The sequence below is a fragment of the Flavobacterium sp. 22659 genome (genome assembly GCF_052044235.1).
Lineage (GTDB): Bacteria > Bacteroidota > Bacteroidia > Flavobacteriales > Flavobacteriaceae > Flavobacterium > Flavobacterium johnsoniae.
Genome location: NZ_JBQEMU010000014.1, coordinates 49,217 through 75,738 on the forward strand (window position 1 = coordinate 49,217; position 26,522 = coordinate 75,738).

Sequence of the window (26,522 nt, forward strand, 5' to 3'; positions counted from 1 at the left end):
ATGAGAACAAAAATTCAGGAAATCAACAACAATTCTATCTTTAACATGACTAAAAAGTGTTTTCAAATAGCAGTTATTTTGCTTTTGAGCTTCACTTCTATTCAGGCTCAAGATAAAAAAGCTAAAGATTTATTGAACGAAGTAACTACAAAAATAAAAAGCTACGATAACATCGTAATCGACTTTAAATATTCTTTAAATAACGCCAAAGAAAACATCAATCAGGATAGTAAAGGAAATGTTACTATGAAAGGAAATCAATATGTATTGAATTTTATGGGCGTTACTAAAATTTTCGACGGACAAAAAACCTATACAATTGTTCCTGAAGACGAAGAAGTTACTGTTTCTAAAGTAAACGAAAAAGACGATAATGCTGTTACGCCTTCAAAAATGCTTACGTTCTTTAATTCTGGTTACAAATACACTATGGATATAGTACAAAATGTGAAAGGAAGAAAAATCCAGTACATTAAATTAGTGCCGACTACAGGAAAAGACCAAAGAAAAGAAATTTTGTTAGGTATTGACGTTCAGACAAAACACATCTATAATTTGATTGAAACTGGAAAAAACGGAACAAAAACAACTTTAACCGTTAATTCTTTTAAAACCAATCAGCCATTATCAAAAAATCAATTTACCTTTGTAGCGAGTAAATACCCGAAATACTACATCAATAAATTAGATTAATCAGAAGGTTGAAAATTCTAGACAAATACTTATTAAAAACATTCTTATTTACATTTACTACGGTATTTGTAATCTTATTTTTCATATTCATACTTCAAACAGTATGGCTATTTATATCAGAACTAGCAGGTAAAGATCTCGACTTATTACTGGTCGTGAAATTCCTGCTTTTTTCTATGCCTCGTATTATTCCGCTGGTTTTACCGCTTTCGGTTCTTTTGGCTTCGATTATGACTTTCGGAAATTTAGCCGAAAATTATGAATTCGCAGCCATGAAATCTTCCGGAATTTCGCTTCAAAGAGCGATGCGGGTTTTAATCATTTTTATATTTGTTTTAAGTATTGTAGCGTTTTGGTTTGCCAATAACGTTATCCCTTATGCTGAATATAAATTTGTAAACTTCCGTAAAAATATTGCTCAGGCAAAACCTGCGATGGCAATTGCCGAAGGCCAGTTTAATGATGTTGGAACTTACAACATTAAAGTGAATAAAAAATCCGGTGAAAACGGTAATATTTTAACCGGCGTTACCATTCATGAAAAAGCAAATAACATTGGTGAAAACAAAACTGTTATTAAGGCCAAAGACGGTGAATTAATCAGCAGTGAGAAATCGAGTATTTTGAAACTTGTTTTAAATAACGGTTTTTACTATCAGGATGTTACTCCAAAAAAATACGAGGACCGCGCTAAACTTCCTTTTATAAAAGCTGCTTTCAAAAAACACATCATCAACATTGATTTATCTGAATTAAATAAAGTCGATGACAGTAAAGAAAGTATTGAGGGCACAAATGCCATGCTGAACGTAAACGAATTGCGTTATACATTAGATTCATTGAACAAAAATCTTGACAATGAAATCATTTCATTCTCTGAAAATATAAACCAGCGTGTTGGAATTAGAAAATCTATTCCTCAAAGCGAGATAGAAAAAGCCAAAAAGAAAAAAAATCTCCCAAACGATCTTTTAACTTTATATACAAACAAAGAGAAATCTGATGTTTTAAAAATGGCAAGCAGTAATGTTACGAGCAACATTTACTCAATCGAAACAACACAAAAAGACTTAAAAGACAAACAACGTGAAATCAACAAGCATTTAACTGCATTGTATGAAAAGTTTGTTATTGCTTTTGCTTGTTTCTTAATGTTCTTTATTGGTGCCCCATTAGGCGCTATTATCCGAAAAGGAGGACTTGGTCTGCCAATCGTTTTTGCGGTTTTAATTTTTATTACTTTTCATTTCATCAATACTTTTGGAAAAAGATTATCACAGGAAGGCGGTATGAGTCCTTTTATGGGTTCATGGATGTCTTCATTTATTCTTTCACCATTGGCAATATTATTAACGTATCGAGCCACAAATGATAACGGATTAATTAATTTTGATGCAATAACCACTCCTATTTCACAACTGTTTCAAAAAATTTATGAGCGGTTTAAACCAGCTCAAAACAAACAATAATTATGTCAACAAAAATCCAACTGAATACCATTGAGGAAGCTATAGAAGATATTCGTCAAGGTAAAGTAATCATTGTAGTCGATGATGAGGATCGCGAAAACGAAGGTGATTTTTTGGCCGCAGCCGAAAAAGTAACACCGGAAATGATCAATTTTATGGCTACACACGGACGCGGATTAATTTGTACACCGCTTACTGAAAGCCGCTGCAAGGAACTTGATTTACGCGCAATGGTTACCAACAATACAGATCACATGGAAACTGCTTTTACAGTTTCTGTAGATTTAAAAGGACATGGCGTTACAACTGGTATTTCTGCTGCTGACCGTTCAAAAACTGTTCAGTCATTAGTTGATCCAAATACCAAACCACACGATTTAGCCCGTCCTGGACATATTTTCCCTTTAATTGCCAAACAAGGAGGCGTTTTAAGAAGAACAGGACATACTGAAGCTGCTATAGATTTTGCGCGTCTGGCAGGATTTAAACCTGCAGGTGTTATCTGTGAAATCTTAAATGAAGATGGTACAATGTCGCGTTTACCTGAATTAATAAAAGTGGCCAAAAAATTCAATTTAAAGTTAGTTTCAATTGAAGATTTGGTTGCCTACAGAATGCAGCACGACAGTTTGATTGTCAAAAAAGAAGATTTTGATATCGAAACCCGTTTTGGAACTTTTAGACTAAGAGCATACGAGCAGACTACAAACAAACAAATTCATATCGCTTTAACAAAAGGAACCTGGAATCTTGGTGAACCAATCTTAACGAGAATTCACTCTTCACAGGTTAATAATGATTTATTGGGTACTTTAACGAATAATGCCGAACAGCAGTTAGATGACATGTTTAAAGTAATAAATGAAAATGGCAAAGGTGCTGTTATCTTTATTAATCAGGATATGACGGCCGTAAATCTGTTAAACCGAATTTCTGAACTTAAATCATTACAGGCGCAAGGAACTTTGAAAGCACCAAAAGTAATCATTGATAGTAAAGATTACGGAATTGGAGCTCAAATCCTTCATGATATTGACATTTCTAAGATTAGATTAGTTTCTAATACTGAGCAGACAAAACGTGTTGGAATGATTGGATATGGCCTTGAAATCACTGAATATGTAACTTACTAATATGGGAACTGTAGAAGAAAGAATTTTAAAATCGGAAACACGTATTTTTAAAGCGGTTTTCCCTAGCACAACAAATCATTACGATACTTTATTTGGCGGAACTGCGCTTCATTTAATGGACGAAGTAGCTTTTATTTGCGCTACTCGTTTCAGCCGTAAAAAAGTAGTTACAATTTCTACAGGTCAAATTGACTTCAAAAAAGCAATTCCAGCAGGAACCTTAATTGAATTAGTAGCAAAAGTAGACAGTGTTGGAAGAACAAGTTGTAAAATTCATGTTGATATTTTCATGGAACAAATGTATTCTGAGCTTCGCGAAACGGTAGTTTCTGGAACTTTTTCGTTTGTTGCAGTTGATGAAAATAAAAAACCAACACCAATTTTAGACGATTTAGAATAATTTTTTAAAAAAGCTCATCTTCGGAAATACTGATAACTAGATACTTGAAAATTATTTAAAAAAAGTTTCAAAAAAAGTTTCAAAAAAAGTCTGAAAAAAGTTTTTAGAACCGAAAAACCGTCTTATATTTGCACCCGCAATCAGGCTATGAGAGCGACATACTGGAGAAATGGCAGAGCGGTCGAATGCGGCAGTCTTGAAAACTGTTGACTGTAACAGGTCCGGGGGTTCGAATCCCTCTTTCTCCGCTTAATGAAATTTCGAAAGAAATTTTTAAAAAACAAAAACCTTTAGATCTTAAGATTTAAAGGTTTTTCTGTTTTTACTATAAATTACCAATGAATGACACGCAAGTATCCTAAGTATTCGGTACATTTATCTTTAAACTAAGCAGTTTTAGAGAACTGGCAGCTATCAAAAAAATCTGGTATCATAATTATAATAAGATATACAAACTGCCTGTAGTTACATTATTAAATGAATTTAATCATTGGAAATTCATTTAATATTTGTGGAATGACCAATGTCAAGAAGTCTTTTTCCTGATCCAGCAGAACTTAATTCCTTTAAAGATAAAATATTTTCATTACCACGTTTGTAAAAATTAAAGTGGTATTCCTTTTCTGGTGTTATTAATAGTTGTTTTTTACTTATTTGTAAGAAGATGTCATTATATTTGAGGAATATTCTTTTTAGAATTCAAAAAATACCAATAAAAAACTTTTGCAAACAAAATAAGTAGAATTGTAAAATATAAAAAATGAAATTCAAATTATTAGCTTTTTTATCGCTATTATCTGGAAGCTTATTCTCTCAAGAAATGAATAAAAAAATAGATGAATACATTAATTACATAGAAACTAATAATGGCGGAATTGGCAGCTTGTCAATCTATAAGAACTCACAAGAAGTTTATAACAGAAGTTTTGGACAAGATAAATTAATTGGTGTACATTATAACAAAAATACGGAATATCATATTGCTTCTGTAACGAAAATGGTTACCGCGATTTTAGTTTTCAAATTAATAGAAAATGACAAATTAAAATTAGATACTAAATTATCTGATTTTTATCCAGAGATACCTAATTCAAAAGTGATAACAATTAAAAACATGTTAGAGCATACAAGCGGATTGGGAAATTTTGCAATAAAAGATGGTGTTGTCTGGGTAACCCAAAAAGTAAGCGAACAAGAAGTTTTTGACGAAATAAAAAGACAGGGTGTAAGTTTTCAGCCAAATGAAAAGGTTGTCTATTCAAATTCTGCTTACCTCCTATTGAGAATGATAATTGAAAAAATATATAATACACCTTATAATAAAATTGTTGAACAGGAAATAATAAAGCCTTTAAAACTTAAAAATTTTGCATCAGTAAAATCAAATCCAAAAAACACTTTTAATTCCTATAAATTCACAGAAAACTGGACTGAAATTAAAGATATTGAATACTCTAATGTAATAGGCGTTGGAGACATTTCAAGTACGACTAAAGACATGAACATTTTAATTAATAATTTGTTTCAGAACAAATTAGTGAAAAGGGAAACTTTAGAAATCATGAAACCCATTGGAAAAGATGAATGGGGAAGAGGTTTAGCGCTGTACCCTTTTAAGGAGAATATTTTTTATGGACATAGCGGCGATGTACTTGGTTCTCATTCAATAGCTTTATATAATGAGAAAGATAAAATATCCATATCATATTCTACAAATGGAGAAAGAATTCCCACTAATACTTTTATAGAAGTCCTGATAAATATTATTTACGACAAAGAGTTTAAGCTGCCTGAAATTAAATAGAACAAGTCAAATTATTTCTAAAATAAAAATCGAAAATTACATTGAGATCATAGTATTAACTATGTCATATTTAACTAGTCCTGAAATGAGCAAAACTTTCAGGACTAGTTAAAAAATTAAAGAATCTCAAATACAATTGCTTCTACTGCACCTGTAGCTGAATTAATAACACCAACATCTGTTTTTACTTCTGACATTCTCACCCAGACGCCTCCATAAAAATCTCCAAATCCAAATGCTCCCCAAATAAGTTTATGCGGAGTCCATTCATTGTGCCTATTGGGAGCTGCGAAGTCAACAGAATCACTAAACTCCTGAGCTATAAAAGCACCATTTTCCAAAGCTTTTTCTAACACTTCTTCCCATTCATCCGTATTGGTAAATTTGCCAATAAAAACATCTTTTCCCTGATATCCTCTTGCGGCTTTTATCACGAATCTGCTTTTATTTTTTTTGAGTAATTGTGAAAGATTATATTCTACACCTTTAAAAATAGTAGTCTTGTTTTCAACTGGCGAAGTCCAGGGAATATGTCTAAGCATTAATTCATTGTCTCTTGGTGAGAATTTTCCAGACTGAGCTAATTCTCTCAATATGGCCAAATTTCTTTTATCGCCAAGCATCCTTAAACCTACATGGTCTGGAAAATATATTTTATCCATTATGAATGCCCTGAAAATTGCAGGAGTAATTTCTACATCTAATGCTAAAATTATAACTCCATGAATAACCGTATCTTCAAAATATAAGTCTCCATCGATAAGTTCTAACGAATTTATATTAGCCGAATATGCCTGTCCTTCTAATCCTTGATTCTTTAATTCCTGTCTGTAGAAATTGTCAAAAAAAGATAAGTTTTTCTCTCGGTCTACAGTTTCAATATCTCTCATATCAATAAACAAATTGAGCTTCTTTTTGTCTCTTCCTACTTGTTTTCTGATCTGTTCAATAAGATATTCCATGTAAATTTTAAGAGTATTTCTTGTCTTATAATTGTCTGACTTATCTTCATCTGACAATTCAGGATGATTTCTTCTAATGACAGATTCCAAGCTATGTATCTGCCATCCTCCTAATGAAGATCCCATGTTGGCTTCTAAAACTTTAAAGCCATCCTCTGTGTAAGTCAAATCTAATCTGCAGCCAACTTCAATGTTTTTTTCATGGCACATCATTCCAAATTCGGCAAGTATTTCATTCCCATCAAAATAAAATTCAGCAATTTTTTTTATGTCATTATTAAAATATAGAGACGGAATTTTATTCAGCAGTTTTGGCAGTCTATGACAAAGCTCATTTAGCTGTTCAGTCATTTCTTTATTAATGAGTATGGGCCATGATGTAACAGGATACTCATAATTTTTGAAAACTTCAGGAACTGATTCATCATTAGTATCAATCCTTGAAGGAAATTGATCATTGTATCTGAATTTTGAAAATTTATCCGAAAGGATCGTATATTCTTCTATTATATTTTCTAGCATAATAAGTTCTTTTATTGTTATTTTTTTATCGAATTATGTTGAAGATTCTACTGGTTGTTTTTTAGATGATTCCCCAATAAAATAAATAAGTGGCAAGCAGTATGTTTGAAAAGATTACTGAAAAGGCAATTCCTCTTTCTCTGGTTTTTTTAACCGTAAAAACAAAATATGCCAACGTTAAGATCAGACAGCCTAAAAACAAGAAAACCATTGAGAATATATAATTGAAATTTTCCGGCAGTCCAAAAGCCAAAATAAAAAAGTTTTGTTTTGATACTTCTATTATTGCCATAATCAGATTTACAAAAAGAGCTAATCCAATGATCGAAGTAGTAATTAAACATATTCTCATCACTTTATCCTGTATTGCAGGGTATCGTTTTTTGATTATTTTTATGAAATACGTTAAAATAAAAACCAGCATAATTATTAAAGCTATAATAAGTGGAAATAAGAATATTAAATTAAATTGTCCAATACTGCTTCCTGCTTTTGATACTCCTTTATTGATTATAACTCCGGTTACAAGTTTAATTTCTTTTGCTTTCTTAAAAGCATCCAAATCGGGTTTTTGCTGAGGATTATTAATAAACTTCTCTGCCACTTCACGTCCAATTGCTGTAAAGCTTGGTACATGTCCATAGGTTTCTGCATTAATATTATAAGCATTTTTAAATTTTTCGGCTGTCTTTTTTCCATTTGCCTGTGGTGTTATGGGATCAAACTCACCTGAGAAAACCAATACTGGAAATTTAGCTGCAGAAAGATTTGAGAGATCGTAATGTTTTACTGTACTTTCATTTCTTTTTTTATTCCATGCTTCACATACTTTAAAATCAGATTTATAGAAAGAAATTCCCCCGCTTAAACCTCTAAATTTTGACGCTTCGCTTTTATATAAAGAAAAATCGTTGTTAGGCAGTGCTTCATTACAGCTTACACAATAGTAAACGCCATAATCCATTTCTAATAAATTTGAAAAAGCACTTACCAGATTTCCTAATGATTCTCCTTTTCTTTCATGAAACTGATAAATTAATACCGGAATAACTTCTACAAGCTGTTTATTGTACAATGCCTGCTGAATTGCTACTTTAAAATCTTCCGGATTATAAGTAAATGTGCCTGTTGACACGAGTGATTTGTCGACTTTTACTGTAAGAGGATTTTTCTCCAAATCGGCAATAACTTCGTAATATACTTTTTCTAAATTAGGATATTCTTTGTTGTAGTTTTTGTCATTTTTACAAATATCAAATACCTTTTGCAGACTTGTCATATAATTAGAGGTATTGTCTACATAATACGTTGAAATATCATTTACAGCAGAATCTAAAACCAATGATTGTATATCTTTTGGATAAGTACTGGCATAGACTTGTGCAATGTAAGTTCCATACGATACGCCATATACATTCCATTCTTTATATTTTAAGGCCGTTTTTAAGGCATGAAGATCATTGGCAATAGAAAAACTATTATACGAATCGATATTTATTCCCCTATTCACAAGATCCTGTCGGCATAACATTGCAGCATTTGTCTTTTGTTTTTCATCATCTTCTTCACTTTGATTCCTTGCCAGAATTTCTAAAAACTTTTTACCCAGATTTTCAGATAATCTTGGTTTACAGAATCCTGTACCGCGAACATCAAACACTACAATGTCATTATTTTCCCGAAGAGGATGATTCATCCAGGTCCATACATTTGAGATACCAGATGCGCCCGGGCCTCCTTGTATAAAAACAATTGCTTTTGAAGATTTCTCGTTCGAAGTTTTCTTTAAAACAGTTACAGCAATCTTTATGGTCTTTCCATCTTCAGATCCCCAGGTTTCAGGAACATTAAGATATCCCCAGACTATTTTAGAATCAGAATCTTTAAATTGAGATAAATGAGGTGCGCTTTTTTCAAAGGTCACAGTTTGTGCTTGTAAACCGCTCAAAATATTTACCACTAAAAAAAGAATAAGGATAATTGTCGCTTTTAATTTCATAATATTTCTTTTTAATGTTGTTTTTAGAATCGTTGTTTAGAAATTTAAACCAATCTCAATTTTCCTTTCTTTTTCAAAAGATAATTCGATATCTAATGAGCTTACAGGAACGTTAGGGTTTTTAATAATTTCAGCTATTATTTTTTCGTATTTTAATGTGATTAATTCAATTGTTTCAGCGCTGTAACTTGAGGCCGAGTAATTTATATTTCCAGTCAAATTTTTGCTGTTTACAGTAAAAGTGATCAACAATGGTAATCGGCTGTAGGCTTCTTTTATTGGCGCTATCTGCAGATTAAGGTCTTTATTTATGTAAATGTTATTATAATCAAAAGATGGATTTTGGAGTACTAACAAAGTATCAAACCTTAATTTTGACTGTATAACTGCCGGTATATCCTGATGTTCATCAATCAATAATAAATTTTGATGCATTTGATTCATGATTTCGAGAACAGTTTGGTTTGAATTTATTTGTGTTCTCAATGGTAATGTTTTTACATACATTCCTAATTGATTATGCAATTCAGAATTTGTTCTTCCAGAATTAACTGTTCCTACACAAAAATCATCTTTCTCATACATTTTGTAAATCAAGACATTAAATGCATTAACCAAAAAAGTGTGAAGTGATACATTATACTGATGAACAAAACTTTTTAATTGTGCATTTTCAACTGATTCATACCTAAAATCATGGCTGCCTTTTAAATCTTTTTCTTCGATATTTTCATAATCAAAAGGCACATTTTTATTCCATGAATATCCTTTGAGATAGTTTTTCCAGAAATCAAAGTTTTTTTCGTGATTACTTTTCAGCTCTTTTTCATGCCAAACTGCATAATCTTTAAACTGAAATTTTAATTCTGATTCTTGTTTTATAACTTGTTTTTCTCTGGCTTTGTATTTGCTGACAAACTCTTCAATTAATATCTCCAAAGACCAGCCATCCATTATAATATGATGTGTCGAAAAAACAAGGTAAGACTGCCCGTCACTTCCGTGAAAAAATGAAACTCTAAAAAGAGGTTCCTTCTCCAGATCAAATTCTGTATTTATATACTCATTCAGCGCATCAGTTATGTGTTTTTCATCATAAAAGAATTCATTAATCAAGATATTCGCTTCTTTTTTACTTGTAATTATCTGGTGCGGAATCCCTCCTATCTCAATAAAATTTGTTCTCAATACTTCATGTTTCTTTTGGATTTCATGAAATATCTGATCGAATAGGGCTTTATTCAGTTCTCCCTGAATTTTAAATACTGCCGACATGTTGTAAGCTGTCGATTTCTCTTGTTGCTGCGATGCCAGCCAAATATTGTATTGAGAGGGAGTTATTGCATAATAGGGCTCTTCATTACTAGTCTGGATATTTACATCTTTTACAACTTCTTTATTATCAAGATATTTAGCAAGTTTTTGAACTGTAGGATAATCAAACACATCTTTTAGGGTAATTCTATAATGCAGTTGTTCATTAATTAGATTTATTAGTTTTACTGCATTTAAGGAATGTCCTCCCAGTGCAAAGAAATTATCTGTAATACTAATTTCTGCTTTTATCTCTAATACTTCTGTATAGAATTTGTAAAGGCTTTTCTCAATTGCTGTTACAGGCATTTCGTTTGAAACTTCAGATTTGGGAATTGTTATTTTGCGCAATGAAAGCTCTTTTCTGTCTATTTTTTTATTTGGAGTCAGCGGAAATTCATCTACCTGTATTATGGCATGCGGAATCATGTATTCCGGTAATTCTTCTCTTAAAATATTGACAATAAACGAAGGGTTAAATTCTTCATTTTCAAAAATTAGATAAGCAATAAGTAAAGATTCCTGTTCTTTGGATTTTTGGGCAACAACAACAGATGCTTTTACATTTTTTATCTGATTTAATCTGGCTTCAATTTCACCAAGTTCAATTCGATAACCTCTTATTTTTACCTGATTATCATTGCGCCCCATGAATTCTATTTCTCCATTTTCGTTCCATCGTCCCAGATCCCCTGTATTGTATATTTTTTGATTTTGGTCAAATGGACTTTGAACGAATTTTTCATTTGTCAATTCTTCATTTTTAAAGTATCCCTGTGCCAGACCATCTCCGCCAATATAAATAGCTCCAGCAGACCCGATAGGAAGCAGCTTCATGTATGAATCAAGAATATAAAGCTGGGTATTATTGATAGGTTTACCAATATTTGAAGCTTCATTGGCCTGCATAATATTTTTACAGCTGGACCAAATTGTTGTTTCTGTAGGTCCGTACATATTCCATAATGCTCCGTTGGTCTGTCTTAATTTTTCAGATAATGTTTCGCTTAGCAAATCTCCTCCGCATAAAATTTTCAGCGATTTATTTCCTTTCCATCCGGCATTATATAACATTTGAAAGAAACTAGGTGTTGCCTGAATTATTGTTGGTTTTAAGTCTTCTAAAGCTGTTATAACTGCAAAAGGATCGTCTAAAAGTTCTTTACTTGCAATATAAAGCGCTGCACCGCTGATTAATGGAGCAAAAAATTCAAGAATCGAAATATCAAAAGACTGTGTTGTTACTGAAAACAAATAATCTTGTTCTTCAATTTTTGGCTGCTGCTGTATGCTGATTAAAAAATTGAGCAGGGCTTTATGACCAATTGCAACTCCTTTAGGATTTCCTGTTGATCCTGAAGTGTATATAATATACGCCGTATTTGCAGAAGGCACAGTTTTTAATGCATTTTGTTTTTGATCTAAAACCTCATCTGGCAATAATTCAATGTCTATAATCTGCCTGTTTAAACCTATACTTTGATTTAAAATTTCTGTAGAAATTACCTGTTCTACACCGCTGTGATCAATAATATATTCTAAACGATCTTTTGGAAATGAAGGATCTAAAGGAATATAAGCATTCCCTGATTTCAAAACACCTAGTAAAGTCGCCACAAGATCTGCAGAACGATTCATAAGAACTGCAACAGGTACCGGCTCATCTTTTTTAATCTTTTTTTGCAAAAAGAATGCAATCCTATCCGAAAACAAATCCAGCTCTTGGTATGTAAATGTTTTTTCCTGATCTGTTAATGCAATTTTATTTGGAGTTTTTGCTGCCTGCTTTTTAAAAGAATCCAGCAATGTTGTTTCTGAATCACAATTAAATTCTGTTGCATTGAATTCTTCCAGTAATTGTTTTTTCTCAATTGCCGTAATATATTCATATTCTGAAAGCGGTTTTTCTGTACTTTTTATGATTTCAGAAAGTAATGTTTCAAAATGAGATCCAACTCGGGAAATATCTTCCTGACTAAAATAATTGACATTGTAATCAAAATCTATCTTTACATCTTCTAATGCATCAAACTCGCGAATATAGATTGCCAGAGCTACTCGCTCAGAATGATGAGAAAGCGGGATTACCTTTGTAATGGTATTAACAAAGTGATCTGCATAATTTTGTTTTTCATAAGACAATGTAATGTTAAAAAGCCTTTCATTTTCCTGAAATAAACCCAGCTCTTTTACTAATCTTCCTAAAGGAAATCTTTGATGACGATAATCCTGACGAAGCTGTTGTTTGATATTTTTAATAAGTTCTTCAAAATTATCTTCCAACCCAAATTGAATTCTTAACGGGGACACTCCCATAAATAATCCAACGGTTTTTTTGAATATCGATTTTCCTCTGTTCAGGACTGGAAGCCCAATTGTAAAATCTGTATTTTGATGTTTTTTTCCAAAATAGAGGTATAAAACACCAAGAATAACATGAAAAGTTGTCGCTCCTAAATCTTTGCTTCTCTGCTCTAATTGATTATAAACGTTACGTTTTATAATAATTTCTTTTCTTTTGCTTTGATTAGGTTTACCATTATTTTCTTTTACTTCGAGTAATTGTTCTGGAAGCTGCTTAAATCTGTTTTTCCAATAGTTTTTGTCATTTTCATAATCTTCAGATAACAAATAGGCTTCATCATCTAAAATAAAATCTTGATAAGAGTAAGTATAAACAGAGGTTACATTTCCTGAAAGTGAAATTTCATTGTAATTTTTCACTAATCTTTGAAACATTAGAGATGTTCCCCATCCGTCTGTAATAATATGATGATATACAGAAAATAAATAGTGCTGCTTTTCGTTTACTTTTATCAAAATAAATTTGTGCAATAATTCTTTGGTATCTAATTTAACAGATACCTGAAATTTTTCCTGCATAAATTGGTTTGCTTCTAAATCTGGATTTTCACCACAGGAAAAATCCAGATATTCTAAAACCGAATCATGATTTTCAACAGTTTGAATTGTTACCTGGTCTCCAGATTTTTGTATAATGCTTCTGTAAGAATCATGCTGGTTAATTAGTTCGATGTATGCCTGATTTAATATTTCATAGGAAACATCTCCATCAATGGAAATCTTTGCCCCTATGTTATAAATAGGATCATCAGGATACATAAGCTGCTCAAAATAAACATCTTGTTGAGGAAGTGTAAGTTTCATTTTTATAAAAAATTAGGCTGAGAATTCCCTGCAATCTTTATAGGAATAAAGATTGTAAGAATAATTACCGGTTAAACTTTAGTTTTTATCAGGCCCAGATATTCTCGGCCAATTCTTCTTTGCTGGTAGTTTTAATTTCTTTGACAATATTGCCATAATCAAATTTTATGATTCTGTCTGCCAAATGAAAATAGGCATCATCATGTGTAACTGCAATAATCGTTTTGCCTTCTTCTTTAAATTTTGGCAAAAGAAATTCATAGAAATATTTTCTAAAATGCGGATCCTGATCTGCAGCCCATTCGTCTAAAACCATTACAGGTTTTTTCTCTAACAAATTAAAAATCAATGACATTCGTTTACTTTGACCTTTAGAGAATTTTCTTCTTATAGACGAATCTTTATCATCTGTAATGATTCTATCCATCTCCATTGTTTTTAATAATTCGACATAATCTTTATTATTCTCTAAGGTATAATCGTCGTAATTTTTAGAAAACAAATGATTATCTGTAAATACGGCTGCAATAAGGTCTTGTATATTTTCTCCCTTGTCGCTTTTGTCATCTATTATAATTTTTCCTTCTGTAGGTTTGTAAAGTCCAGTAAGCAGGTTTATAAAGGTGCTTTTTCCAGACCCATTTCCACCCACTATAAAGATGGTTTCGCCTTTTTGAATGTTTAAGCTTATTGGTCCTAACTGAAAAGATGAATCTTCATCTTTGCTTGGATAAGTAAATTCAACATCGCTAAAATTCAGGGATTCAAAATCATTCAGGGTTTCATTTTTAGGTGCCGTTTCTTCAATAACTTCAAAATCTTTTATAAAATTTGAGATTCTTGTATTGGCAACAAAAAATCGAGTATAAAGCTGCTGTAAGTTGATAATATTGTTTATAGGCCCAGAGATAAATAAAATAATTACGACATACGAAATAACATCTTCTCTTGAAAGGAGATCAAGTGCCGGCAGTACAAATAAAATTACAGATACAACAAAATACAATCCGTATTGGCTTATTAGGTTAATAGAAAGAAAAACATAATTTATACTAAAATCAAGATTCATTGCTTCATCTCTGTTTGGAACAATAAATTTGTTCAGTAAGTTATCTCTTCTTAAAAAACTAATTTTCAACTCCTTAAAACCTCGTATAACATCATCTACTGATTTGTAATATCCATCATTGTATTCTCTTAATTGATTTACTCTTTTAGACATTGCATTCATTACAATAAAATAGCAGGCTCCTACCATTACAATCAAGCTTACTACTATTAAGGCAGATACCAGCGAAAGTGTAAACATATAGATTAAACAAAGGATAAGCATTAACAGCGAATTAATTGTATGTGTAACAGTATAAGGCAGTAAAGAAAAGGTTCTTAAATCTTCGACAACCGTATAAAATCTCTGCGATCCGTATTGTTCCAGTTTTAGCAATGGAACGCTTAATATTTGTTTGAAAATTTTCTTTTCATTTTCATAAAGCATATTAAATGAAAACTTATTGAGCTTTTTTTGAAAAATAACATTTAATAAATACGTATATACAAGAATAGACACAAACACAATTCCCATATAGTCAGTAAGGAAAGCTTTGTTTCCTGCCATTACATTATTGATTATATATACAATCGAGAATGTTAATAAGGTGTTTGGCACAGCGTATAAAAGGAGATAAAAAATTTCTCGTTTTTTTATTTTTAACATGATAAGTAAGGTTACGTTAATTTCATTTTTAATTCTACCCTTTCTGCGTCGAGCTGGTAGATTATTTTTTCGATTTCTGAAGATTCAATGCTGTTTCCAAAAATTTCGATGATCCTTAGCAGTAATCTTACAATTTTGACTGCTATGTATTGTTTTTTCTCAATATTATGATTGGCCGATAATGTTTCATTAAACATAAAATTTAAGCTTCCTAATATGTATCTAAATTTCATTGAAAGGTTTTCTGAAATTAAAACATCATCAATCATAATAGGTTCCAGATCATTTTTGTTCTGAATTTTAGTTTTTATTCCCAATATATACACATATCCATCTGATATACAATAAACTTCTTTTGCTATATTATTCATCCCTTTAAAATTTAATTGTTAAACCTTATATTCTAAAATTTTTAAATTGTCAATAAATCCCCTTTTTTAGCCGAAAAAGACTTGTTTAATATCATTGCTATTTGATCTGAATGGGGATATATAAAAAAGTGGTTTCCTTTTAAAACATTGTATCTAAAATCCGAATCTGTAAATATTTTCCAATTCTCGATTTCACTGCATGTTTCTTCTTCGGTTCCCATCAGGGCATAAATTGGAGTATTAATTACTATGCCTTTTTCTAAAAAGGGATCTTTTTCCAGACATTCAAAATCAGCCCGGATTATAGGAGCAAAAAAATCGTATAATTCGTTATTTTTCAGGACTTCTTCCGGAACGCCTCCAAGCTCTCTTAATTCTTCTTTAAATTCAGAATCGCCTAATAAATACGTCATAAAGTTTTTTTTCTTTCGTACTCCCGGGCCTGCATTTCCTGAAACAACTAATTGTTCAGGAAAATGTCCCATTTTTTCTAACCTTGCCACTACGCTTAGTCCTAATGTGGCGCCCATACTATGTCCGTATATTACAAAAGGATTTCCGTTTCGTAATTTGATAATCTGACGACAGTAATCATCTATTGCTTCTTCTTTTAGTTTGATAAGTTTTTCATCCATTCTTTTACCTCTTCCCGGTAATTCGAGAGCAATAGACATAATACTATTATTAAGTTTGTTTTTAAGAAAATCAAACGAAAATGAACTGCCTCCTGCGAAATGCAAAAAAAATAACTGGTTTTTCATGATACATACTGATTAATTACTTCTTTTTCTTTCTTCTTCATTTCCAAAATTTCTTTTTTGAGATTTAATCTTATCATTTCCAAACATATAGTTTAAAGAAATTCTAAAATATCTATTGCTTGGATAGGAAATGTAATTTTGATTTATACCGTTAATCTCTGAAGACATTTTTCTAACACTGGAGTTAAAAATGTCAAACAATCCCATAGAAAGATTCATGTTTTTTATTATAGATTTATAAGTAAATGCAAGATCCAGAGAAGATGCCTGTGAATACTCGAATAAATTATCTTTATAAGGCGAATTGTACCAAAAATTAAGTTCTCCTATGATTTTTCCATCTTTATCAAACGTAAAAATGTTATTAATTGAACCATAAAATTCAAGACCATTTTTTAAAGATGCATTTACATCATTATTTGTTTTATTAGAAACAGAATAATTTAAGAACAAAGTGTTATCTGTTTTCCACCAGGAAAAAATTGGCAGCTGATAATTTTCGGTCAATGCAAAGCCATAATTTGTATAAAAATTTTCCTGAGTAACTATTTGTTCCTGAGTACTCTCATCTAATTTAAACACAACTCCAAAAGCATTTGTTTTTGACATAAAAGAAATCTTCGTGTTTAGGTTTTCTTTGTATGTATGCGAAAATTCAAAACTATCTATAAAAGCCGGCTGTAAATTTGGATTTCCCTGTGATGAGACATTGCTGTTTACAAAATAACGCAACGGATTTAGTAAAGAATAACTAGGTCTCTGGATTCTTCGTCCGTAATTAAAACTAAAAACATTGTCTTCATTTTTTTGATATGAAAAGAATACGGTTGGGAAAAGCTTAAAATAATCGTTTTTATTAATCTGATCTAATTTTTCAGATTCTCCTGTTGTTTGCGTGTATTCTCCTCTTAACCCAATTTGAAGGTCTATTTTTTGATTAATTTTTTTGGTTCCGGTAAAATAGGCCGCCTGAATATTTTCTTTATAATTAAACTCATCTGAAAGTTCAGGATCTAAAACCGGGCTTCCTGAAATAAGATCGTAGTAAATATTATCGTTGTTTGTTTTTATAAAACTTATTTTGGCACCGTATTGAAAATTAGCAAATGCTGAAGGATGTTCTACATCTATTTTTGCATTGTAATTGTCTATGTTTTGATTAACATTTGAATTGTTTGCAAAGTCAACATTCATGAATTCATTATCTGTGTTGTATTTATTCGACAATAAATTACTATGTACATCGCGGTTGTAATTAAGGTAATCGACATTAAAAATGATTTTTTTACCTAGTGTATCCAGTTTTCTTTCATAAAATAAATTAACTGAATGGTTGTCTTTTTTTCCGTCTAAATTTCCGTTTGCTTTTAAGTAGTAATCAATTTCATTAGAGCTGTTGTAAATGTCTGTATGAATGTTGTCTTTCAGGTTCGATTTTATAAATGCTCCAGAATATTGAATTCCAACTTTATCATAACTGCTCATATTATAATCAAATAAAAGTCTTGTCGAAAAGCTGTTTTCATTTTGCTTTTGATGGGTTTTTAATTTAAGAGGTGAATCTTTAAAATAAATCTCCATACGCTGGTCTATAAAAGTATCTCCATAATCATATCCTGTAATAAAAGACAAGTTGATTTTATCTTTTCTGTAGCTGAAATTATTATTAAGCGATTGTTTACCATATTTAGCCTGAATATGTGTTGCAGAGATATTATCACTCCAGGAATCTTTTTTAGATCTTTTAAAAATGATATTCACTATTCCGCTGTTTCCTTCTACTTCATATTTTGAAGAAGGATTAGTGATTACTTCAATTTCTTTAATATCTGTTGCAGAAATAGTTTTTAAAAAGTTTTTTAATTCTTCTCCTGTCAGCTGCACCATTTTTCCTTCTATCATGATTCTAACACTGCTTTTTCCCAGCATAACAATTTCATCATTTTTAAGAATTAAACCCGGCGCTCTTTTCAAGGCATCAAACCCGTTTCCTACACTTGCTATTGGGCTGTTCTGAACAGAAAAAATAGTTTTATCCAGCTTTCTTTTTATCAGACTGCCCGAGTTTTTAATTACCACTTCTTCTAAAATATTCTCTTTTCTTTTTAAGATAATTGGTTCAAGCTGTATATCATTTTCTGCAGAAATCTCCTGAAAAAAAGATTCATAGTCCAGATAACTAATTGTTATTTTATAAATTCCTTTTGAAACATCAAATTCAAAAGAACCGTCCTGCCCTGTTACGATTTCTTTTACAGTAACATCTTTATCATCAGACAAAATAACATTTACATTAGATAACAAGCCTGTTTCATCTTTTATAGTTCCGTTTATTTTTACCTGCGAAAAAGAGAAAAAAGGTATGATGATCAGTAATATTAATATTGTGTTTTTCATTTCTTTTTTATTTAATTAAGTTTCTCCCTATTTACTTGTACAGAGAACTTTTGGCTTTGTTGTTTTGGCTCTTACATTAATATTATTACTCCATAAGCATCCTATTCATGCTGTTATTTTTGATAAAAACAACATGAATAGTAATCCTTACAATAAAAATTTATGGTACTAAAAAGTATTGATTTCGGAATTCTGGTTAATTTCAATTCCTTCGTATAAGTCCTGTAGAAAATTATTTAACGAAATTACATCCTGCTTTTCCTGATAGATATTCTGTGCAGATATTAGTTTTAGGAAAATCCCGTCTTCAAATATTTCACACTCCAGATTTACTCCATAAAAGTCCAGGAATTTTTCAGAATAAATTTTCCCGTTTTCGTTAATCTCTCTTTTAGAATTTAAACTTCCTTCTCTAACAAATAAATTTAAATATCCAATTACATTCAGGTCGATGTCATATCCTGAGATTTCCATTACATCTTGTCTTATGGTTTCGTATGGAATTCTTTGATACGTTCTGTTTTGAAGATATTTAATATACGTTTCTAAAATAAATTCCAGACTCATTGTTTGATGATCTCCATGATATGAAATTGGCAGAGCATTATCTGTAACTCCCAGTATCTGATTTAGATCCATACCTTGGATTTCCTGCTCCCTGCCATTAACTAAGAAACTGTACAATCCTTTGTTTTCGATATTAAGAGCGTTTAAAATCATCTCATAAAACCCAATAAAAAAAGCACTTATAGGAAGATTATTCTGCTTTGCCGCTTTTTTTATGCCGTCGAATCTGTCGCTTGTAATAGTTACTTCCTGAATTATATTTACTGATTCTTTTTTATTCTTCGAATCATTAAAATGCAATGGTGCTTTTTGGAGTGTTTCTTTCCAGTATTCTCTTTCTTTTACACCTTCATCAGATGATAAAAATTCTCTCTTTTTAATTATAAAATCAAAAGGATGATTGTAATTATTCAGTCTTCCGTTTCCTTGAAAATAACTGCAAAGCTCCTGATAGATTTTATCGACAGAATATTGATCTAATAATGAATGATGTATCTTTAAAGTTATTCCGGCATCATTGGTATGTGCTTCCTGCTGTAAAACCAAACATCTTATAAGTGCTTCATTTTCGAGATCATAAGGTCTTCCTAAAAAATTATCTTCTATTTTTAAAATCTCTTCCTGCTCAGCAAAAGAAACATCTTGAATTAAGATTTCCATTTCTACATCATCCGGATGGATATATCGCTGAAAAACTTTATTGTCTATTTTTTCCAGTTTCATAGACAAGGCTGGAATGCCTAAAAGAAATTCTCTAAAATTCTTTTCAAATGAATTTCTATCAAAATCAGGCATTGTTTCTTTTATAGTTACACAGGCGTATTGAGATTTATAAAATCTAATTTGGTTTGGAGACAATTCAACTAAATCACCGTAAAACCATCCAGATTTTTTCTCTGTATCAGTAACAGTATGTTTCTTTTCAACTGACTTTAAAGCCAGAGTTTCGATTAAATTCTCTAATTTATTTTGATAAGAATCACTTAGTTTTTGAATAGTTTGTGCTGAGTATCTTTCGCTTGAATATCCTATTGATAAGCTTAAACCTCCTGCAACCATCATTCCTGATATGTCTAATAAAATACTGCTTTCGCTGTTTCGAATATCAATTGATGAACCAATACCTTCTGAAGAAAATTCAAACATAACTTTATTATCAGTTTTTCCCGCATTTGCACCAAAATCTCCTAAATAATTAAACTGAATGCTTGGAATTAGTTCATTACTAAATGGTTTATCTAAATAATGTAAAATACCGTAACCTATTCCTTTATTTGGAATTTTGCGCAGAGATTCTTTTACTGCAGTAACTTGATTTGTTTTATCCTGAACATCTAAAACAAAAGGATATACACTTGTAAACCAACCAACTGTACGACCAATATCTACTCCTTCGATGATTTCCTCACGGCCGTGGCCTTCCATTTTTACAACACTTTTACTTATTCCAAAAACTTCCTGGACTGCTAATCCTAAGCCAGTCAATAGAATATCGTTTATTTCTGTATTGTATACATCATGAACCTGAGTTTGTAATTTCTCTGTAATAGCATTATCTAATGCAAAGACATTTCTTTTATCAATTTTCAGGGTTTTAGCAGATGGTTCATAATCAGATGGCAATAAAGGAATTAACTCTTCGCTCATTTCTTCCCAATAGATTCTCTCTGACTGCATTTCGGTGCTTTTTGCAAAATCTTTCTGCAAGGATGCCCAACGTTGAAATGAGTCTGTTTTTGCTGGTAATTTAACTTCGTTATCTGATTGATATGAGCCATACAGACTTGATAAATCTTCCAACAGAATACGCCATGATACGCCATCGACAACTAAATGATGAATTATTAAAGCCAGTCTGTCTCCGTCTGACATTCTAAAATGTCCAACATGAACCAAAACTCCTGAGCTGATATCAAATGAAGCCTGAAGTTCATTTCCTAGTTTGTTTAAAGCTGCTAATTGATCTGATTCATCTCTTAAATCATAAAAACTAATTTTATAATGAGCGTTTAAAGCATCTTCATTAGACTGTTCCCAGCTCGTATTTGTTTGTTTATAAACCATTCGCAAAGCATCATGATGTTTTACTAAAGAAGCAATTGAACGCTCTAGTACAGATGGTTCCAGCTCTTCTTTACTTTTTAACAGTACGGACTGATTGTAATGATTTTTGTTTGGTATGGTTTCTGTCTCAAAAAAGTAGTACTGTATTGGTGTTAATTCTACTTCGCCTGCCACTTCTTTTTGGTCAACAGCAATAGTATTTATTTCTACCAGTTTAGCTAAATCTTCTAATACGGGTTGTCTTAATATTTGTTCTACTTTTATAACATAACCTTGTTGTTTTAAACGAGAAATCAGCATGATTGATTTTATAGAATCTCCTCCAAGATTGAAAAAACTGTCCTTTACTCCAATTTTTTCATATTTCAAAACTTCAGACCATGCGGCCGCAAGCAGTTTTTCTTCTGATGTTCTTGGTGCTATGTATTCTTCTTTTATTAAATCACTTTCAACAACGTCTGGAAGTGCTTTTCTATCGACTTTACCGCTTGTGTTCATTAGAATAGATTCTACCTGAACAAAATACCCCGGAATCATGTATTCTGGCAATATTTTACCTAACGCCGCCTGCAGCTTTCTTTTATCTAATTCAACATCAGAAACATAATAAGCGACCAGATACTTATCATCTTGATTTTCTTTAACTACAACAACGGCATGCTTAACCTCATCCTGTAAAGAAAGATGTTTTTCTATCTCTTCTAATTCAATTCGATAACCTCTTATTTTTACTTGTTCGTCGATTCTTCCTGTATATTCTATATTTCCATCTGCCAGCCATTTTCCTAAATCACCGGTTTTGTACATAATTTCACCTTCCTTATATGGGTTAGGTATAAATTTTTCAGCGGTTAATTCGGGTCTGTTCAAATATCCTCTGGCTAATCCGGCACCTGTAATATAAATTTCTCCAATTGCTCCTTCTGGCAATAAATTAAGATATTCGTCTAAAATGTAAACTTCAGTATTAGCTATAGGTTTACCAATAGGTACTGTTTTAGATAATAATTCAGATCCTTTTTCTATTTTAGATATTGTACCTAAAACGCATACTTCTGTAGGGCCGTATGCATTAAAGAAATTTCCGTGCTGTATAAACTCTGCTACTTTATCATAAACTGCTGATTCTCCTCCTGTTATTAAAACTTTAAATCCTTTTAAAGATTGAACATCAAGCATTTTAAAAAATGCCGGAGGCAGAATAGAAATATCTATATTATTTTCGACAACATAGCTTTCAAACAATTTTACATCTTTGCGTGTTTCTTCATTTAAAATAAACAAAGAATGTCCTCCAAGAAGTGAAATAAAAATTTCATAAATCGAAGCATCAAACGAATGTGATGAGTATTGCAGCCAATTTGAGCAGTTATAAGGTTTAAAAAGTTCTATTTGTGAAACAGCCGTATTTATTAACCCAGAATGTTTTATCATAACTCCTTTTGGATTTCCTGTTGATCCCGAAGTATAAATTACATAAGCCAAATCAGCCGGAAGCAGGTTTACATCCTGATAAATATTTTCTTCCGGATTTGTATCCAGTTCTACATCTATCGAAAAAATATCACCCTGGTAAAAATCCAGGTCAAAAATAAAAGCAGTTTCGGTAATTAATAATTTCAAATCTGCATCTTGAGCTATATAAAGCTTTCTATTGCTTGGTAATTCTGTATCAATAGGCACATAAACTCCTCCTGCTTTTAATATTCCTAAAATAGAAACAATAGATAATTCACTTTTGGTTAAGTGTACACCTATAAAATCATTTTTTTTAATATTAAACTTATTTTGTAAAGTTTGAGCCAGAGAATTAGATAATGTATCTAGTTCTTTGTAAGTTAGTTTCTTGTCAGTAAAAGTAACAGCAATATTATCTGGTGCGTTTTTAACCTGTTTGTCAAATAATTCAACTGCTGTTTTATGCATTGAATAATCGGCTTTATAAGAATTAAATTCATGCAGCAATTGTTGTTTTTCTTCTTCAGATAAGAAGCTGATGTCTTTAACAGGAATCTCAGGATTATTTGAAATTTGAGATAAAATGCTGCTGTAATGAGCCATAAAGCGTTTTATCATTTCAGGTTCATAAATATCTGTATTAAAATTCATTGAAAAAGAAACGTAGTCATTTATTTCCTGAAAGTGAAATTCGATATCATGTTTACATTTTCCTGTTCCTAGAGTTTTAATTACATTATACTGCGTTTCTGCATAATTGTTTGAACTACTGTCGTGAAACGTAAATGACATATCATAAACAGGAGTTCTTCCCGGATCATGATTTAGGTTTAAATCGCTCACTAACTCATCAAACGGATAATCCTGATGTTTAAAGGCTGCTAAAGTATTTTTCTTAACTTCTTTAAAAAATTTGACAAAACTGTCTTCTGGAGAAAGATGATTTTTGAGCACCAGAGTTTTAATATAAAAACCTATTTGATTTTCAAGCTCGTAATCTTCTCTTCCGGCCATTGGGAAGCCAAGAATTATATTTTTTTCATTAGTGTACTTGTATAAAAGTATTTTTAAAACTGATAATAATCCCATGAACACACTTCCTTCTTCTTTTTGAATTATGTGTTTTAAATTTTTAATACTTTCCGGAGCTATATTAGTTTGAAAATGACAGCCGTTGTATGTTCTAAATTTTGGTCTCTTTTTATTTGAAGGCAGATTTAAAGCTGCTAAATCACCGCTTAAATTTTCTTTCCAAAATTCTTTGTGCCCTTTCATTTCGTCGCTCGCTAATAGAGCATCTTCCCAAACAGAATAGTCTTTATACTGAATTTGCAATTCTGGTAAATTAACTATTGTATCTGTAAGATAGGATTCATAGTAAGCCAGAACTTCTTTTTCTAATATGCCCAGCGACCACTCGTCGCTAATAATGTGGTGCATGTTATAGTAAAAACAGTATTCTTCTTCTGCTGTCTGCAAAAGTGATGCTCTAAGTAATGGCCCGTTGATTAAATCAAATGGCTTAAATGAATCTTCTTTTATATAATCTGCCACTGCAGACTGAATGTTGGTTTCGTTTCTAAAATCTTTATAATCAATTTTAAAATTTAAAGTATTTCGATCTAAGATGTATTGCTTTAACTCACCATTTTCATTTTCATTAAAAACAGTTCTTAGTATTTCATGTCGGTCAATAACAGAATCTATTGCTTTCAATAAATACAATTTGTTTTTTACCCCTTCTAAAATTTTAGAGGCCGGCATATTGAATGAAATAGAAGCTTCTTCGTTCTGGCAAACAATCCACAATCTTCTTTGTGCTGATGAAACAGCATAATTATCAGACTGCTGTGCTTTTTCTATTTTGGTTCGTGATTCTTTTTTTAAAGATTTTAAATAAAGAATAATCTCTTCTTTGTTCTCTTTAATTTCATTAATCATTTCTGCTGGAATCTTACCTTTATCGGCAGCAACTTCAATGTTTTCCTCATCATTAAGTTTTATGTAAATATGGTGTTCCTTTAATTTGTTAAGCAGATTATTTATATGATTTTTCATGACAAATTTTATTTTTAAGATTTATTAATTAGAAAAAGCATTCAGCATCTTTTTTATTTATACTCAATAGTTTTTTCTCCAAACAGTCTTTCTGCATCTATACCTCTTTCTATGCATTCTGCTACAAGCTGGTTAGATTCTACAATAGGACGTGACTCATCTGTATATTTAATTGAACTGATAAATTCCAGCCAAGGCTCTAATCCCATTGCATAAACAAAGACATTTCTTGGTTTAAAAATATCAACCAGTGACATTCCCTGCTTGCTGTCACAACCTGCTAATCTTCTGGATAAATCTTTTTCCCTGTCTAATTTTTCCGGCATTAATGGCCCATAAAGCCAGGAAAGAGGTGCTCCATCGCATTCCATACCTAAAAATAAAACATCTGCATCTCCAAGAACTTCATGGATTTTTTGATAAATTTTAGGTTCAATATTGCAGGAGTCTGCTGTAAATAGAATTTTTAAATCATTATGCAATGCAATATGATAGCATAATTTACTTCTAATATCGATATCCGAATGTTCTCCTAAAAATGGTAATCCGGTTATAGTACAACCATGCATTTCAATATTTTGCATTTCGTCTAATTGGATTACATTGTTAAAACCAATGGCATTAAACATCATTTTAATACTTGGATCCTGCAGGTTTCCTTTTCCGCTGCTGGGAACAATTATATGTTTGATACGATGTCTTAACTGTAATAAAGTCTCTAGCAATATATGATCCTGATGATTATGTGTTATCAATACATAATCTATTTGATCCGGTAAATCGCTGATTGTATATCTGTTAACTTCTTTTTCGTATCCGTCATAACTAATTACCGGATCAACAAGAATAGAAATCTCATTTGTTTCTACCAGAACACATGCATGTCCAAAATATCTTGTTCTAACTCCAGAACCACTATATTTTGTAAATTTTGGCGGTGCTTCTTTTGTAAAAAATTGTTTAAACAATTCTTCCTGATTATCACTTACTCCTAAAAGTTGTTTTATTTTATTGTAATCATTTGGAGTTTCTTTCATTTTAAAAAGTTCATCTATAACTTCTGATTTAAATGGTATATCTAAGTGAACTAAATTATCGTCATCTAATCTTGGCGTACTTAAAACAAAAGAACGGGAGTCATCTGCTTCTACTAATTGTAAAGAGATCGTTTGTGCTGACTCATCGTAATATTTACTTTTATACAATAAATTTTCAAAAAATCTGAAATTTGGATTATTGTTAAGGTCATAATATAACTCAACATAACCTTTTAAAATTTCAGGAACTTTGTCATATAAAAGGTTTAAAGAATATCCTTTAGCTTCTTTTCTTAATATTTCATTTAGTTCTAAAATTGCTTCTCTTAACTCTAGTAGATCAGCTCTTTTTTCTAAGGTTTCATCGTATAGAGACTTAATTTCATCTACTCTTTTTCCTTTATAATCAATAAATGGTCCGCCTAACATTTTAGGATTTTCAACAGCAGCAGCATGTACACTAGGATTCTTGATATAGGATTCCATGATTTTTAAATGTCTGTCTTTTATGTTCATTGCTGCAGTTGCAGGCGATATTAAGTATGACCAAGCATACCATTTATCTACTAACGATTCAATTGCTACGTTTAATTTTAAATAATATTGATTTGTATTTAGTTCCATTTTTATA

At 31.3% G+C, this 26,522-nt stretch carries 14 protein-coding genes and 1 tRNA gene; 6 read left to right on the top strand and 9 right to left on the bottom strand.

Going from position 1 to position 26,522, the window contains the following annotated elements:
* From ACTJIW_RS14745 to ACTJIW_RS14770, 6 genes are all read left to right on the top strand, one after another.
* On the top strand, positions 1 to 693 hold the full coding sequence (locus ACTJIW_RS14745; protein WP_081432686.1) for a LolA family protein: 693 nt from the start codon (positions 1 to 3) through the stop codon (positions 691 to 693).
* 8 nt (positions 694 to 701) lie between these two features.
* Positions 702 to 2,162, top strand: a complete 1,461-nt coding sequence (locus ACTJIW_RS14750; RefSeq protein WP_012024178.1) for an LptF/LptG family permease — start codon at positions 702 to 704, stop codon at positions 2,160 to 2,162.
* A 2-nt stretch (positions 2,163 to 2,164) separates the two neighbouring features.
* Positions 2,165 to 3,295 carry a 3,4-dihydroxy-2-butanone-4-phosphate synthase gene (gene ribB / locus ACTJIW_RS14755; RefSeq protein ID WP_187775460.1) on the top strand — a complete coding sequence of 377 codons (1,131 nt, stop codon included), beginning with the start codon at positions 2,165 to 2,167 and terminating at the stop codon, positions 3,293 to 3,295.
* Between the two features lies 1 nt (position 3,296).
* Positions 3,297 to 3,695 carry an acyl-CoA thioesterase gene (locus tag ACTJIW_RS14760; protein WP_012024176.1) on the top strand — a complete coding sequence of 133 codons (399 nt, stop codon included), beginning with the start codon at positions 3,297 to 3,299 and terminating at the stop codon, positions 3,693 to 3,695.
* 163 nt (positions 3,696 to 3,858) lie between these two features.
* A tRNA-Ser gene (locus tag ACTJIW_RS14765) sits at positions 3,859 to 3,943 on the top strand.
* Between the two features lie 512 nt (positions 3,944 to 4,455).
* Positions 4,456 to 5,499, top strand: a complete 1,044-nt coding sequence (locus ACTJIW_RS14770) for a serine hydrolase domain-containing protein (RefSeq protein WP_012024175.1) — start codon at positions 4,456 to 4,458, stop codon at positions 5,497 to 5,499.
* Between the two features lie 116 nt (positions 5,500 to 5,615).
* On the opposite strand, the gene ACTJIW_RS14775 is transcribed toward ACTJIW_RS14770, so the two are convergent.
* The 9 genes from ACTJIW_RS14775 to ACTJIW_RS14815 form a co-directional block, all read right to left on the bottom strand.
* Entirely contained in the window at positions 5,616 to 6,983 is a 1,368-nt protein-coding gene (locus tag ACTJIW_RS14775) for a hypothetical protein (protein WP_440714805.1), read from the bottom strand.
* Between the two features lie 61 nt (positions 6,984 to 7,044).
* Positions 7,045 to 8,982: an alpha/beta fold hydrolase gene (locus tag ACTJIW_RS14780; RefSeq protein ID WP_440714804.1), complete on the bottom strand. Its 1,938-nt coding sequence runs from the start codon at positions 8,980 to 8,982 to the stop codon at positions 7,045 to 7,047.
* Positions 8,983 to 9,018: 36 nt separating this feature from the next.
* On the bottom strand, positions 9,019 to 13,464 hold the full coding sequence (locus ACTJIW_RS14785; RefSeq protein ID WP_440714803.1) for an amino acid adenylation domain-containing protein: 4,446 nt from the start codon (positions 13,462 to 13,464) through the stop codon (positions 9,019 to 9,021).
* Between the two features lie 88 nt (positions 13,465 to 13,552).
* Positions 13,553 to 15,178 (bottom strand): cyclic peptide export ABC transporter, encoded by a 1,626-nt coding sequence (locus tag ACTJIW_RS14790; RefSeq protein ID WP_440714802.1) that lies wholly within the window; start codon positions 15,176 to 15,178, stop codon positions 13,553 to 13,555.
* Positions 15,179 to 15,189: 11 nt separating this feature from the next.
* Complete coding sequence (locus ACTJIW_RS14795) at positions 15,190 to 15,549, bottom strand: hypothetical protein (protein WP_121361961.1); 360 nt, start codon at positions 15,547 to 15,549, stop codon at positions 15,190 to 15,192.
* A 41-nt stretch (positions 15,550 to 15,590) separates the two neighbouring features.
* Complete coding sequence (locus ACTJIW_RS14800) at positions 15,591 to 16,310, bottom strand: thioesterase II family protein (RefSeq protein WP_440714801.1); 720 nt, start codon at positions 16,308 to 16,310, stop codon at positions 15,591 to 15,593.
* 12 nt (positions 16,311 to 16,322) lie between these two features.
* Positions 16,323 to 18,707 (bottom strand): outer membrane beta-barrel protein, encoded by a 2,385-nt coding sequence (locus ACTJIW_RS14805; RefSeq protein ID WP_440714800.1) that lies wholly within the window; start codon positions 18,705 to 18,707, stop codon positions 16,323 to 16,325.
* A 168-nt stretch (positions 18,708 to 18,875) separates the two neighbouring features.
* Positions 18,876 to 24,854, bottom strand: a complete 5,979-nt coding sequence (locus tag ACTJIW_RS14810) for an amino acid adenylation domain-containing protein (protein ID WP_440714799.1) — start codon at positions 24,852 to 24,854, stop codon at positions 18,876 to 18,878.
* 53 nt (positions 24,855 to 24,907) lie between these two features.
* Positions 24,908 to 26,515 (bottom strand): MBL fold metallo-hydrolase, encoded by a 1,608-nt coding sequence (locus ACTJIW_RS14815; protein ID WP_012024166.1) that lies wholly within the window; start codon positions 26,513 to 26,515, stop codon positions 24,908 to 24,910.
* Between the last annotated feature and the right edge of the window lie 7 nt (positions 26,516 to 26,522).

Excerpts from the sequence above, each read along its gene's own strand:
- ACTJIW_RS14760 (WP_012024176.1), top strand. The coding sequence starts at position 3,297 with ATGGGAACTGTAGAAGAAAGAATTTTAAAATCGGAAACACGTATTTTT.
- ACTJIW_RS14780 (WP_440714804.1), bottom strand. The coding sequence starts at position 8,982 with ATGAAATTAAAAGCGACAATTATCCTTATTCTTTTTTTAGTGGTAAAT.
- ACTJIW_RS14745 (WP_081432686.1), top strand. The coding sequence starts at position 1 with ATGAGAACAAAAATTCAGGAAATCAACAACAATTCTATCTTTAACATG.
- ACTJIW_RS14815 (WP_012024166.1), bottom strand. The coding sequence starts at position 26,515 with ATGGAACTAAATACAAATCAATATTATTTAAAATTAAACGTAGCAATT.
- ACTJIW_RS14810 (WP_440714799.1), bottom strand. The coding sequence starts at position 24,854 with ATGAAAAATCATATAAATAATCTGCTTAACAAATTAAAGGAACACCAT.
- ACTJIW_RS14805 (WP_440714800.1), bottom strand. The coding sequence starts at position 18,707 with ATGAAAAACACAATATTAATATTACTGATCATCATACCTTTTTTCTCT.
- ACTJIW_RS14795 (WP_121361961.1), bottom strand. The coding sequence starts at position 15,549 with ATGAATAATATAGCAAAAGAAGTTTATTGTATATCAGATGGATATGTG.
- ACTJIW_RS14775 (WP_440714805.1), bottom strand. The coding sequence starts at position 6,983 with ATGCTAGAAAATATAATAGAAGAATATACGATCCTTTCGGATAAATTT.
- ribB (WP_187775460.1), top strand. The coding sequence starts at position 2,165 with ATGTCAACAAAAATCCAACTGAATACCATTGAGGAAGCTATAGAAGAT.
- ACTJIW_RS14790 (WP_440714802.1), bottom strand. The coding sequence starts at position 15,178 with ATGTTAAAAATAAAAAAACGAGAAATTTTTTATCTCCTTTTATACGCT.
- ACTJIW_RS14800 (WP_440714801.1), bottom strand. The coding sequence starts at position 16,310 with ATGAAAAACCAGTTATTTTTTTTGCATTTCGCAGGAGGCAGTTCATTT.
- ACTJIW_RS14785 (WP_440714803.1), bottom strand. The coding sequence starts at position 13,464 with ATGAAACTTACACTTCCTCAACAAGATGTTTATTTTGAGCAGCTTATG.
- ACTJIW_RS14770 (WP_012024175.1), top strand. The coding sequence starts at position 4,456 with ATGAAATTCAAATTATTAGCTTTTTTATCGCTATTATCTGGAAGCTTA.